Below are 13,175 nucleotides of genomic sequence, written 5' to 3'. Positions count from 1 at the left end.
GATCTTTCATGGCATTTCTCCCCCAACTCCGCATTCCCGCCACCTACATGCGCGGTGGCACCAGCAAGGGCGTGTTCTTCCGCCTGCAGGACCTGCCCGAAGCCGCGCAGGTGCCGGGTCCCGCGCGCGATGCGCTGCTGATGCGCGTGATCGGCTCGCCCGATCCGTATGGCAAGCAGACCGACGGCATGGGCGGCGCCACCTCCAGCACAAGCAAGTGCGTGATCATCTCCACCGCCTCGGTGCCGGACCACGACGTGGACTATCTGTACGGCCAGGTCTCGATCGACACCGCCTTCGTTGATTGGAGCGGCAACTGCGGCAACCTCAGCACCGCGGTCGGTCCGTTCGCGATTGCCAATGGCCTGATCGATCCCGCCCGCGTGCCGCGCGATGGCCTGTGCACCGTGCGCATCTGGCAGGCCAACATCGGCAAGACCATCATCGCCCACGTGCCGATGCGCGACGGCGAAGTGCAGGAGATCGGCGATTTCGAACTGGACGGCGTGACCTTCCCGGCGGCCGAGATCCAGCTCGAATTCATCGATCCGTCCGATGATGGCGACGCGGGTGCGATGTTCCCGACTGGCAATCTGGTAGACACCCTGGAGGTGCCGGGCGTGGGCAGCTTCGAGGTGACCATGATCACCGCCGGCATCCCGACGATCTTCCTCAACGCCGCCGACCTGGGCTACACCGGTACCGAGCTGCAGCCGGCGATCAACGAGGACAAAGGAGCGCTGGAGCGCTTCGAGAAGATCCGCGCCTACGGCGCCTTGCGCATGGGTCTGATCAGGAACCTGGAAGACGCGGCGACCCGCCAGCACACGCCGAAGGTGGCCTTCGTGGCACCGGCGCAGGACTACGTGTCGTCCAGCGGCAAGGCGATCCCGGCGTCGGCCATCGACCTGCACGCGCGTGCGTTGTCGATGGGCAAGCTGCACCACGCGATGATGGGTACCGCGGCGGTGGCGATCGGTACCGCCGCGGCAATCCCGGGCACGCTCGTCAATCGCGCCGCCGGTGGCGGCGAACGTGAGGCGGTGACCTTCGGCCATCCCTCGGGCACGTTGCGCGTGGGTGCGCAGGCTGGTCTCGTTGACGGCCAGTGGACAGTGACCAAGGCCATCATGAGCCGCAGCGCCCGTGTGCTGATGGAAGGCAAGGTGCGGGTGCCGGCCGAATGATGTACTGGTAAACGCCAACCAGGGTTGGCGACTACCGGGCCGCAGAGACCGATTGCTTTGGTAGATGCCAACCTTGGTTGGCATGGTGCGCGGGCAACTGCGCACCGCAACGAGGAGATCGACGATGTCCGACAACCACACCCCATCCAACGAGCGTGCAGCGTGGGATGCGCTGCTGGTGGATATCGTCGATTACGTGCGTGACGCCCGCATCGACTCACCGCTGGCGTTCCAGACCGCGCATCACTGCCTGCTTGATACGCTGGGCTGCGGCCTGGAAGCGCTATCCTTCCCGGCCTGCAGCAAACTGCTCGGCCCACTGGTTCCGGGCATCAGCGTGGTCAACGGCGCGCGCGTACCGGGCACGCACTACGTGCTGGACCCGGTGCAGGCCGCCTTCAACATCGGCGCAATGGTGCGCTGGCTCGATTTCAACGACACCTGGCTGGCCGCCGAATGGGGCCATCCATCGGACAACCTGGGCGGCATCCTTGCCGTCCTTGATTGGCTGGGGCGCAACGCGCAGGCCCTGCGTCGTCCGCCGCCGACCGTGCACGACGTGCTGCTGGCGATGATCAAGGCGCACGAGATCCAGGGCGTGCTGGCCCTGCAGAATTCCTTCAACCGCGTCGGGCTGGACCATGTGGTGCTGGTCAAGGTGGCCACCACCGCCGTGGTCGCGCAGCTGCTCGGCCTGGACCGCGAACGCATGCTCAATGCAGTGTCGCTGGCCTGGGTCGATGGCCAGGCGCTGCGTACCTACCGGCACGCGCCCAATACCGGCTCGCGCAAGAGCTGGGCCGCTGGCGATGCGACCAGTCGTGGCGTGCGTCTGGCGCTGATGGCAGCCAGCGGCGAGATGGGCTACCCCAGCGTGCTGAGCGCGCCGACCTGGGGCTTCGAGGCTGTATCCATGCACGGTCAGGCACTGACGCTGGGGCGACCGCTGGGCAGCTATGTGATGGAGAACGTGCTGTTCAAGATCAGTTACCCGGCCGAGTTCCACGGCCAGACCGCAGTGGAGGCGGCGGTCACGCTGCACCAGCAGCTGCGCGCGATGGGACGGCGGGCCGAGGACATCGCGCACATCGCCATCCGCACCCAGGAAGCCTGCATCCGCATCATCGACAAGCAGGGGCCGTTGCATAACCCGGCCGACCGCGATCACTGCGTGCAGTACATGGTCGCCATCGCGTTGCTGCACGGGCGGCTGGTGGCCGAGGATTACGAGGACGACGTTGCCGCCGATCCGCGCATTGATGCGCTGCGCGCGAAGATGGCCTGCCATGAAGACCCGCAGCTCAGCGCGGATTATCTGGATCCGGACAAGCGCAGCATCGCCAACGGCCTGAGCGTGCGCTTTACCGACGGCAGCGAATTGCCGGAGGTACTGGTGGAATACCCGCTTGGCCACGCCCGACGCCGCGAGGAAGGCATTCCGCTGCTGATGGACAAGTTCCGCCGGCACCTGGCCCATCGCTTCCCGACCGCCCAGCAGCAGCGCATCTGGGCCGCTTCGCTGGACCCGGTGGCGCTGGCGGCGATGCCGGTGACCGACTACGTGGACCTGTACCTGCCGGGGTGAGGGCGCTCTGGTAGATGCCAACCTTGGTTGGCATGGGGGGGCGCCAACCAAGGTTGGCGGCTACCGGGTCCCGGGCGGGACCGGGTTTCCGACCGCCGGGGCGTCAACACCTTGACGCGGCCTGCCTATAATGACCACCTCGATCAAGGAGTGACGACATGAGCGGTCCGGCACGGCGGAAGCGGTGGGGATGGGCGGCGGCTGTACTGGCAGGAGGCCTGTTGCTGGGCCTGGCCGGCTGCCGCAACGACAGCGGGCAGCTGCCCAAGGCCAGCGGTGAAGCCATCACCACCAAGGCCGAGCAGGTGAAGGAGTTCACCCTGCTGCGTGCCTACCCGGACCAGAAGAATGACGGCTTGTCGCTGGCGCTGGAGTTCTCGCGCCCGCTGGTCGGCACCCAGGATTTCGACAAACTGGTGCGCTTCGAGGAAAAGGTCGGCACCGACGACAGCAGCTGGACGCTGTCCGATGACGGCCTGACCCTGCGCTACCCGTTCGTCGAGGCCGGCAAGGAGTTCAGCCTGGTGGTCTCGCCGGACCTGCTGGCCGCCGATGGCAGCCGGCTGGGCAAGGAACTGAAGCAGAAGGTGTTCAGCGGCGAGCTGAAGCCGGTGGTCGGCTTCGCCTCGCAGGGCAGCGTGCTGCCGGCCAAGGACAGCCGTGGCCTGCCGGTGGTGTCGGTGAACGTGCCGGAGGTCGATGTCGAGTTCCTGCGCGTGCGCGAGAAGGACCTGCCGACCTTCTTCAGCCAGTACCAGCGCGGCGGCCGCCGTGGCAGCTGGGAGCTGAGCAGCGACTACGAGCGCAGCCCGATCAACAAGCTGGCCGAGCCGGTCTACGTCAACCGCTTCATCCTGGGCGGCAAGCAGAACGAGCGGGTGCTGACCTACCTGCCGACCCAGGACATCAAGGAACTGCAGGAGCCGGGCCTGTACTTCGCCCTGCTCAAGCGCACCGGTGACTACGAGGGCGAGTTCGATACCGCGTTCTTCTCGGTCAGCGACATCGGTCTGCATACCCGCGCCTACAAGGACAAGCTGTTCGTGCACACCGCCGGCCTCAAGGACGGCGCACCGCTGAAGGGCATCGACCTGCGGGTTCTCGATGCCAAGGGCGAGGTGGTGCTGAAAGGCAGCACCGACGGCAATGGCAATGCGCTGCTGAACTACACCCTGGATGCAACCCACGTGCTGGTCGCCAGCACCGGCAAGGACACCAGCTTCCTGCCGTTCAACCAACCGGCGCTGGACCTGAGCGAATTCGCCGTGGCCGGCCGTGACAACGCTTGGTTCGATGTCTATGCCTGGTCCGGACGCGACCTGTATCGCCCGGGCGAGACCGTGCGCCTGTCCGCGCTGCTGCGTGACAACGATGGCAAGCCGGTCAAGGCGCAACCGGTGTTCCTGCGCCTGAAGCAGCCCGACGGCAAGACCTTCCGCGAGACCCGCCTGCAGCCGGGTGACCAGGGCTACATCAATTTCGAGCAGGTGATCCCCGCCGAGGCGCCGACCGGGCGCTGGCAGGTCGAGTTCCGCACCGACCCGGCCAGCAAGGAAGCGATCCAGGGCATGACCCTGCGCATCGAGGAGTTCCTGCCCGAGCGCATGAAGCTGGACCTAGACAGCGCGCAGAAGACGCTGAAGCCGGGTGAGGACCTGCGCCTGCAGGCCAATGGTGCCTACCTGTATGGTGCGCCGGCCGATGGCAACCGCTTCACCGCGCGCATGGCAGTGGCGGCCGAGCAGCAGCCGGTGGAGGGCCTGCCGGGCTACTTCTTCGGTGACCCGACCCTGCAGCTGCCGCGCGAAGCCAAGGACGTGATCGACACCACGCTGCCGGCCAATGGCCAGCTGCGCGAGGACGTGGCGTTGCCGGAGGAGGCGGCCAAGGCCAAGGCACCGATTGCCGTGGTGCTGTCCGGCAGCCTGTACGAGACCGGCGGCCGCACCGTCACCCGTACCCTGAAGCGGGTGATGTGGCCGGCCAATGCGCTGGTGGGCGTGCGCCCGCTGTTCAACCCCGAAGACGGCGCCGATGCCAACGGCAATGCGCGCTTCGAGCTGATGCGCGTGGACGCGGCGGGCAAGCCACAGCCGGCCAAGGGTCTGAAGATCACCCTGGTGCGCGAGCTGCGCGATTACCACTGGACCTTCAACGACAACCGCTGGGACTACGACTTCACCCGCCGTTTCGAGAACAAGGAAACGCGCACCGTCGATGCCGGCAGCAGCGCGGTCGCCTTTGATTTCCTGGTAGAGTGGGGCGAGTACCGGGTGGACGTGTTCGATCCGACCACCGGCCTGACCAGCCGTTATCCCTTCCGTGCGGGCTGGAGCTGGGGTGATGACAACCGTGGCCTGGACGCGCGCCCTGACAAGATCAAGCTGGGCCTGGACAAGACCGGCTACAAGGCAGGCGACACGCTCGAGGTGACGGTGACCCCGCCGCACGCCGGCAAGGGCATCCTGATGGTCGAGACCGACCGCATGCTGTACGTGCAGGACATCGACGCCAAGCCGGGGTCGACCTTCAAGATTCCGGTCACCGCCGACTGGGAACGCCACGACGTCTACATCACCGCGCTGGTGTTCCGTGGCGGCAGTGCGCCGAGCAAGATCACCCCGGCCCGCGCCGTGGGTGTGGTGCACGTGCCGATGGACCGCAAGGGTCGCACCGTGGCCGTCGGCCTGGTCGCGCCCAAGCAGATGCGCCCGGAGCAGGACCTGCCGGTGACGGTCAGCGCGCCGCAGCTGGCCGGCAAGACGGCGCATGTCACCGTCTCGGCGGTGGACGTGGGCATCCTCAACATCACCCGCTTCCCGGTGCCCGACGCCGGCGCGCACTTCTTCGCCCAGCGTCGCCTCGGCATCGATGCCTACGACATCTACAGCCGGGTGATCGAGAGCTTCGACGGCAGCAGCGGCAAGCTGAAGTTCGGTGGCGACATGGCGCTGCAGGCGTTGCCGCAGGCCAAGCGCCCGACCGCGCGCGTGCAGACCGTGGACCTGTTCTCCGGCCCGGTGCAGCTGGATGCCAAGGGCAATGCCCGCATCCGCCTGAAGGTGCCGGACTTCAACGGCACCCTGCGCGTGTCGGCGCTGGTCTACAGCGATGACCAGTACGGCAAGCGTGACGTGGAAACCATTGTGCGCGCGCCGATCCTGGCCGAAGCCAGCATGCCGCGCGTGCTGGCCCCGGGCGACCGCAGCACCGTGACCCTGGACGTGCAGAACTTCACCGGCAAGCCGGGCCAGTTCAACGTGAAGGTGGAAAGCGAGGGCCCGCTGAACCTGGGCGAGGGCAGCCGCAGCGTGCAGTTGAATGCCGATGCCAAGACCACGTTGAGCTTCCCGTTGTCCGCACGCGAGGGCCACAGCGTAGCCAAGGTGCGGGTGCGCGTGGATGGCAACGGCTTCAAGGCCGATCGCCGCTACGACCTGCCGGTGCGTGCGGCGTGGCCGCAGGTGCTGCGTTCGCAGGTGCGCACGCTGGATCCGCTGGCCGCGGTCAGCCTCGACAACAGCCTGACCGATGGCCTGATGTCCGAGTCGGTGAATGCCCGCCTGCTGGTCAGCCCGCTGCCGCCGATCCCGTTCGCCAGCGCACTGCAGGGCGCGCTGAACTACCCGTACGGCTGCGCCGAGCAGACCACCAGCAAGGGCTACGCTGCGCTGATCCTGGACCAGGCGACGTCGTCGATGCTCGGTGCTGACGGGCTGGATGCCAAGTCCCGCCGCGAGCGCATGGAAGGCGCGTTCGGTCGCCTGGCGTCGATGCAGGTGGCCAATGGCAACTTCTCGATGTGGGGTGACGACGGCTACGTGAACCCGTGGCTGACCCCGTACATCACCGAGTTCCTGCTCGATGCCAAGGACGCCGGTTTTGCGGTGCCCGACAACGTGCTGCAGAAGGCGCTCAACCGCCTGAGCGAGGATCTGCTGTCCGGCGGCAACCAGTTCTACGGCCAGGACGACCGCGAGAAGCTGAAGTTCGCCAACCAGGCGTATTCGGGCTACGTGCTGGCACGGGTCAACCGTGCGCCGCTGGGTACCCTGCGCACGCTGTACGACAACGAGCGCAGCAAGGCGGTCGGTGGCCTGTCGCTGGTCCACCTGGGCGTGGCGCTGTCGCTGCAGGGTGATGCCAAGCGCGGCCAAGCGGCGCTGGCCGCGGCCTTCGCCAAGTCCAGCAGCGAACGCCCGTCGTACTTCGGCGATTACGGCAGCGCGATCCGCGATGACGCGCTGATGATCGCGCTGACGCACGAGAACAAGCTGGCCAAGCCAGCCTGGGATGCGCGTGCGGTCGATCTCGGCCGTGGCCTGGATGCGCGCCGAAATGCCGGCTGGATGTGGCTGAGCACGCAGGAACAGGTGGCGATTGCCCGCCTCGGCAAGGCGCTGGCTGCCAATCAGAAGGCGCTGGTGGCCGGTGAGCTGGTGATCGGTGGCAGCACCGAGGCGATCAGTGAGCGCAAGCTGTTCGGCCGCAACTTCAGCGCCAGCGAACTGGCCAGCGGCGTGCGCTTCACCCCGCAGGGCCAGCCGCCGATGTTCGCCAGCATCGACGTGGCCGGCATCCCGCGCAGCGCACCGGCGCCGGACAACAGCGTGCTGGGCGTCGAGCGCAGCTACTACGGTACCGATGGCAAGCCGTGGACGCCGCGCCCGCTGAAGGAAGGCGAAGCGCTTATCGTGCGCGTCACCGTCACCGCTGACACCACGATGCCCGATGCACTGCTGACCGACCTGCTGCCGGCCGGCCTGGAGATCGAGAACTTCAACCTGGGCGACGCCAAGCAGTGGGCCGACGTGGTGGTCGATGGCATCACCATCAGCGATCGTGGTGAAGCCGCCGATACCAAGCACGAGGAGTTCCGCGACGACCGCTACGTGGCTGCGCTGAAGCTGTCGCGTGGCAGCAAGGCCAACGTGTTCTACCTGGTACGCGCGGTGACCCCGGGAACCTACTCGGTGCCGCCGCCGCTGGTGGAGGACATGTACCGGCCGCAGCTGCGCGGCGTCGGCCGCAGCAACCCGACCACGATCACGGTGGTACAGCCGTGACCGCGCGGACGGGCCGCGACGGCGCGGCCCGTCCTGATGGCAATTCGCAATGAATGACGCAATGAAGACCCGGCTGGCGGCCCTGCGCCGCCGGCTGCGGCCGCTGTGGCCGTGGTTGCGCTGGGGCACGGCCGCCTCGCTGGCGCTGCTGCTGGTGCTGGACTTCGCTTTCCCGCCGCCGCTGCCGAAGCAGCGTGATACCAGCACCCTGGTGGTGGCCGCCGACGGCACGCCGCTGCGTGCCTTTGCCGATGCCGAGGGCGTGTGGCGCTATCCGGCTTCGATCGACAGCGTCTCGCCGCTGTACCTGCAGGCGTTGCTGACCTACGAAGACCGCTGGTTCTGGCGCCATCCTGGCATCAACCCGCTGGCGATCCTGCGTGCCAGCGGCCAGTTGCTGCGCGGCGGCCGCATCGTGTCCGGTGGCTCGACCCTGACCATGCAGGTTGCCCGCATCCTCGACCCGCATACGCGCACGCCTTGGGGAAAGCTCAAGCAGATGCTGCGCGCGGTGCAGCTGGAAGTGCATCTGAGCAAGCAGCAGATCCTGGCCCTGTATCTGGAGCGCGCGCCTTACGGCGGCACCATCGAGGGCGTGGAAGCGGCCAGCTGGGCCTACCTGGGCAAGCCGGCGGCGCAGCTGTCGCATGCCGAGGCCGCGTTGCTGGCGGTGCTGCCGCAGGCGCCAAGCCGGCTGCGCCCGGACCGCCATCCGGAAGCGGCGCAGAAGGCGCGCGACAAGGTGCTGTCACGCATGGCCGAACTGGGTGCGTGGACGCCGGAGGAAGTGGAGGACGCGCGCATCGAGAACGTGGTGGCGCGCTCGCTGCGGCCGCCGCTGCATGCGGCACTGCTGGCGCAGCGGCTGCATTCAGCGCAGCCGGGCAAAGCGCGCATCCAGAGCAGCATTGATATCGGCCTGCAGCGCACGCTGGAAGAGCGCGTGGCCAGCTACTTCTCGACGCTGCCCGAACGCACCTCGTCCGCCCTGCTGGTGGTCGACAACCAGACCCTGCAGGCACGTGCCTATGTGGGCACGCTGGCGTTCGGTGACCGCCAGCGGCTGGGGCACGTGGACATGGTGCAGGCCTGGCGCTCGCCGGGGTCCACGCTCAAGCCGTTCCTGTATGCGATGGCACTGGATGACGGCCTGATCCATTCGGAAAGCCTGCTGGTGGATGCGCCGCAGAGTTTCGGCAGTTACCGCCCCGGCAACTTCGACATGGCCTTCAACGGACCGATCGGCGCTTCCAGTGCATTGCGCCTGTCGCTCAACGTACCCTCGGTAGATCTGCTGCAACGGGTCGGTGCTGCGCGTTTCGCCGCTCGCCTGTCGCACTCCGGCATCCAGCTGCGTTTCCCGCCGGGCAGCACGCCTAATCTGTCGCTGATCCTGGGCGGCACCGGCGCGCGGTTGGAAGACCTGGTCGGCGCGTTCGCCGCGCTCAACCGCAATGGCATCGCCGGGCGCGTGCGTTACACCGACGATGAGCCAATGATCGAGCGGCGCCTCGCTTCGCCCGGCGCAAGCTGGATCGTCCGCGAGATGCTGGAATCGAATCCGCGGCCGGGCTATGGCGTCGGGACGTTCGATGTCGGTGGCCGCCCGCGTGTGGCGTGGAAGACCGGCACCAGTTACGGGTACCGCGATGCGTGGGCCATCGGCAGTACCCGTCACTACACAGTGGGCGTGTGGGTGGGGCGACCAGACGGCACGCCGTTGCCGGGCCAGTATGGTGCGGTTACCGCACTGCCGCTGATGTTCGAAGTGGTGGACAGCCTGCCGCGCCAGCGTGGCGATTCCGCTGCTGCGCCAATGCCGGCCAGTGTCAGCCAGGAAGACATCTGCTGGCCGACCGGCGAACGTGCCGAGGGACTGCCAGCTGCGCTCTGCCAGCGCAGGATGCAGGCCTACCTGCTGGACGGTGCAGCACCACCGACCTTCCCCGAGCGCGAGGCGCGGCGCTGGCAGCCGGGGCGGCAGCGCTACCTGGCCGATGCGCGGACCGGTCTGCGTGTCTCCGCTGATTGCCGTTTGCCGCATGAGGAAGTCGCGCGTGAGATCGCGCGCTGGCCGGCGCTGTTGTCGCCGTGGTTGTCCAAGGCCACGCGCGAGGCCTCGCAATTGCCAGCGCTATCGCCTGACTGCCGCGACGATGGGCGTGAGGCCAGTGTCGCGTTGCACATCGATGGCCTCAATGATGGCGCAGCACTGGCGCGTGCACCCAACGCCGAACATGGCGTACGCCTGCAGCTGCGCGCGCTGGGCAGCGAGCAGGCGGTGGACTGGTTGCTGGATGGACGCTGGATTGCGCAGACCCACGGCGCGCAGTTGATGCAGCGCGAGTTCGCCGATCCGGGAGCACACACCCTGACCGCGCTGGCGGCAGATGGCGCGTGGACCCAGGTACGGTTCAACGTGCTGCGGTAGGTGCCGACCTTGGTCGCCGCTTTCCGTATATTTGCGACGCTGTTGTAGAGCCGAGCCCATGCTCGGCTGCTCTTGTGACGTGCGTGGTGCAGTCAGCCGAGCATGGGCTCGGCTCTACAACGCGGCAGATGGCAGCGAGCGTGTGGCGTAACCGCTATTCCCCGATCCACCCATCCAGCAGGTCGGCGAATTCGTCGGCGTGTTCTTCTTCCTGCGCCAGGATCTCTTCGAGGATGCGTTTGGTGGTGGTGTCGCGGTCGCCGATGAAGTTGATCATTTCGCGGTAGCTGTCGATGGCAATGCGTTCGGCCACCAGGTTCTCGCGCACCATGTCGCGCAGGTCGCTGCCTTCCTTGTACTCGGCGTGCGAGCGCGCGGTTAGCGTATCCGGGTTTAAATCGGGCTCGCCGCCGAGCTGGACGATGCGCTCGGCCAGCTTGCCGGCGTGTGCCTGCTCCTGCTGTGCGTGCTCCAGGAACTCGGCCTTGACCGCGTCGGCCAGCATGCCCTTGGCCATGAAAAAGTGCCGGTAGTAGCGCAGCACGCACACGTACTCGGTGGCCAACGCGTCGTTGAGCAGCTTGATCACTGCCTCGCGGTCGGCATTGTAGCTGTCGGTGATCGCACCATCTTCGATGTTGCGCCGGGCGCGTTCGCGCAGGGTCTTGCGGTCGCTGATGCCGGGAACCTTTGCGGCAGGCTTTGTGGCTTTGGCTGGCTTGCTGGACATGGCTGGCCGTTTCCTCTTGCGGTGGAAGATCAGGTGGGCAGGTGCTCCAGCACGTACTCGGCTGAAGAGACTTCGAACTGGCCCGGCTGTTCGACCCAGGCCGCACGCACCACGCCATCGACCACGTACAGCGCGAAGCGGCGCGAGCGGATGCCCATGCCCGAGGCGCTGGCGTCGAGCTCAAGGCCGAGCGCGCGGGTCAGTTCGGCGTTGCCGTCGGAGAGCATCAGCAGGCCGTCGGGCACGCTCTGGTCGGCAGCCCAGGCCTTCATCACGAACGGGTCGTTGACGGCCATGCAGTAAACATCGATGCCGCGCTGGCGGAAGTCCTGGAATTTCTCGACGTAGCCGGGCAGGTGGCGCGCCGAGCAGGTCGGGGTGAACGCGCCGGGCACGGCGAACAGCACCACCTTGCGCGCATCGAACAGCGAATGCGTATCGAGTGTTTCGATGCCCTCGCGGATGCGCTTGAGGGTCACTTCCGGAATGCGGTCGCCGACATGGATGGTCATGGGGAACTCCTTGCTGGGGCAGGCTAGTGGGCCGGATGGGACAGGGGCGTCAAGACATTGGAAAACCTGCGTGCAGGCCCCATCTTCGGGCTTTGCGGCAGGGGCTTCCAGCCACAGCGTGGGGCATGGGGATGGCAGCCGCATTGCGCAGGATCAGTCGGCCTCACCGGCGCCGCACGAGGCCCGGCGTAGCATCGCCGGCGCGTAGAATGAACCCGGGGCGGCGCCACCGGCGCGGCCGAAGCGAATCGAGGTAGCTGGATGGAATTCAAGGATTACTACGCCACCCTGGGGGTGGAACCGAGCGCGGGCGAGGCGGAGATCAAGACCGCCTACCGCCGGCTGGCACGCAAGTACCACCCGGACGTCAGCAAGGAGGCCGGGGCCGAAGACAAGTTCAAGGCGGTCAACGAGGCCTATGAGGCGCTGCGCGACCCGGAGAAGCGCGCGGCCTACGACCAGCTGCGCGCGCAGGGCTATCGCCCGGGCGAGGAGTTCAACGTGCCGCCGAACTACGGCGGCGCCGGGGGGTTCAATTTCGAGGAAGTGTTCGGCGGCGGCGGCCCCAACGGCGGCTTCAGCGACTTCTTCGAAAGCCTGTTCGCGCGCCAGCGTGGCGGTGGCGGCGCTGGTCCGGGGCCGGGCTTCAGCAGCCAGGGCCATGCGCCCAATCGCGATACCCGCGCCAAGCTGTCGGTACCGCTGGAGGCGGCCTACAACGGTGACAGCCTGCGCATCACCGTCAACGGCAAGCAGCTGGACGTGCGCGTGCCCAAGGGCATCCGCCCGGGCCAGGTGATCCGCCTGGCAGGGCAGGGCAACCATGGCGGCAACCTGCTGCTGGAAGTGGAATACGCCGCGCACCCGCAGTTCGAGGTCGATGGCCGCAACATCCTCTATACGCTGCCGGTCACACCGTGGCAGGCCGCGTTGGGGACCAGCATCAGCGTGCCGACCCTGGGCGGTGCGGTGGAGCTGAAGATTCCGGCCGATTCCGATGCCGGGCGCAAGCTGCGCCTGCGTGGCCGTGGTCTGCCGGGCAATCCGGATGGCGACCAGATCGTCGAAATCGAGATCGTGGCCCCGGCTGCGACCGACGAGGCGCAGAAGAAGGCCTATCGGAACCTGGCCAAGGCGTTTGGCGAAACGATCTGAGATCGATTCTGGTGGGTGTGGACCTCGGTCCACACGCCTTTCGGCCGTTCAAGGCGTGCCAACCAAGGTTGGCACCCACCGGAATGTTTCAGCCCTGCCCGGCGAACACCCGTTCCAGCACCTCGGACAGTTCATCTTCCGAGAACGGCTTGGTGATGTAGGCCTTGGCGCCCTGGCGCATGCCCCACATGCGGTCGGTGTCCTGGTCCTTGGTGGTCACCAGGATCACCGGAATGTGCCGGGTCGCCTCGTCGCGGGCGAGGGTGCGGGTGGCCTGGAAGCCATTGAGGTTGGGCATCACCACGTCCATCAGGACCAGGTCGGGCAGCTCGGCCTTGGCGGTTTCGACCCCGGCGGCGCCATCGGTGGCGGTCAGGATCTGGTGCCCGAGCTTCTCGACGATGCGCTGTATCCCCAACAGCTGCGACGGTGAGTCGTCGACGATCAGAATGCGTGCCATGTTGTTCCCCATGTAATGCCCGCAGTGTAGTGCGGGCACATTACCGGCG

Annotated in this window: 8 protein-coding genes; 5 read left to right on the top strand and 3 right to left on the bottom strand. The window is 67.2% G+C overall.

The features are described 5' to 3' along the window. Window positions 1-8: 8 nt before the first annotated feature. The 4 genes from prpF to pbpC all read left to right on the top strand — a co-directional run bounded on the left by prpF (window position 9) and on the right by pbpC (window position 10,269). On the top strand, window positions 9-1,187 hold the full coding sequence (gene prpF, locus GOC52_RS15395; RefSeq protein ID WP_054172323.1) for a 2-methylaconitate cis-trans isomerase PrpF: 1,179 nt from the start codon (window positions 9-11) through the stop codon (window positions 1,185-1,187). A gap of 124 nt (window positions 1,188-1,311) precedes the next feature. After that, a complete protein-coding gene (locus GOC52_RS15390; RefSeq protein WP_049435259.1) occupies window positions 1,312-2,772 on the top strand; it encodes a bifunctional 2-methylcitrate dehydratase/aconitate hydratase in 1,461 nt (486 codons plus the stop codon). Window positions 2,773-2,930: 158 nt separating this feature from the next. After that, entirely contained in the window at window positions 2,931-7,838 is a 4,908-nt protein-coding gene (locus GOC52_RS15385) for an alpha-2-macroglobulin family protein (protein ID WP_191849806.1), read from the top strand. Between the two features lie 49 nt (window positions 7,839-7,887). Beyond that, a complete protein-coding gene (gene pbpC / locus GOC52_RS15380; RefSeq protein ID WP_049454928.1) occupies window positions 7,888-10,269 on the top strand; it encodes a penicillin-binding protein 1C in 2,382 nt (793 codons plus the stop codon). A 154-nt stretch (window positions 10,270-10,423) separates the two neighbouring features. Here pbpC and GOC52_RS15375 read toward each other — a convergent pair whose 3' ends face one another. Continuing rightward, entirely contained in the window at window positions 10,424-10,999 is a 576-nt protein-coding gene (locus tag GOC52_RS15375; RefSeq protein WP_043399090.1) for a ferritin-like domain-containing protein, read from the bottom strand. Window positions 11,000-11,028: 29 nt separating this feature from the next. After that, window positions 11,029-11,511, bottom strand: a complete 483-nt coding sequence (locus GOC52_RS15370) for a peroxiredoxin (RefSeq protein ID WP_043399087.1) — start codon at window positions 11,509-11,511, stop codon at window positions 11,029-11,031. Window positions 11,512-11,772: 261 nt separating this feature from the next. Here GOC52_RS15370 and GOC52_RS15365 point away from each other — a divergent pair, with 261 nt between their 5' ends. Next, complete coding sequence (locus tag GOC52_RS15365) at window positions 11,773-12,666, top strand: DnaJ C-terminal domain-containing protein (protein ID WP_043399085.1); 894 nt, start codon at window positions 11,773-11,775, stop codon at window positions 12,664-12,666. A gap of 88 nt (window positions 12,667-12,754) precedes the next feature. On the opposite strand, the gene pilH is transcribed toward GOC52_RS15365, so the two are convergent. Next, window positions 12,755-13,126, bottom strand: a complete 372-nt coding sequence (gene pilH / locus GOC52_RS15360) for a twitching motility response regulator PilH (protein ID WP_005410644.1) — start codon at window positions 13,124-13,126, stop codon at window positions 12,755-12,757. Window positions 13,127-13,175 lie beyond the last annotated feature (49 nt).

Origin of the sequence: Stenotrophomonas sp. SXG-1 (genome assembly GCF_014083965.1) — a bacterium.
Classification (GTDB): Bacteria; Pseudomonadota; Gammaproteobacteria; order Xanthomonadales; family Xanthomonadaceae; genus Stenotrophomonas; species Stenotrophomonas geniculata.
Note: the sequence above shows the minus strand (reverse complement) of the source record. Positions and strands in the feature narration are given on the sequence as shown.

What these genes read in the sequence shown, in the direction of transcription:
- GOC52_RS15365 (WP_043399085.1), top strand. Translation starts at nt 11,773, where the DNA reads ATGGAATTCAAGGATTACTACGCCACCCTGGGGGTGGAACCGAGCGCG.
- pbpC (WP_049454928.1), top strand. Translation starts at nt 7,888, where the DNA reads ATGAATGACGCAATGAAGACCCGGCTGGCGGCCCTGCGCCGCCGGCTG.
- GOC52_RS15370 (WP_043399087.1), bottom strand. Translation starts at nt 11,511, where the DNA reads ATGACCATCCATGTCGGCGACCGCATTCCGGAAGTGACCCTCAAGCGC.
- GOC52_RS15390 (WP_049435259.1), top strand. Translation starts at nt 1,312, where the DNA reads ATGTCCGACAACCACACCCCATCCAACGAGCGTGCAGCGTGGGATGCG.
- prpF (WP_054172323.1), top strand. Translation starts at nt 9, where the DNA reads ATGGCATTTCTCCCCCAACTCCGCATTCCCGCCACCTACATGCGCGGT.
- GOC52_RS15385 (WP_191849806.1), top strand. Translation starts at nt 2,931, where the DNA reads ATGAGCGGTCCGGCACGGCGGAAGCGGTGGGGATGGGCGGCGGCTGTA.
- GOC52_RS15375 (WP_043399090.1), bottom strand. Translation starts at nt 10,999, where the DNA reads ATGTCCAGCAAGCCAGCCAAAGCCACAAAGCCTGCCGCAAAGGTTCCC.
- pilH (WP_005410644.1), bottom strand. Translation starts at nt 13,126, where the DNA reads ATGGCACGCATTCTGATCGTCGACGACTCACCGTCGCAGCTGTTGGGG.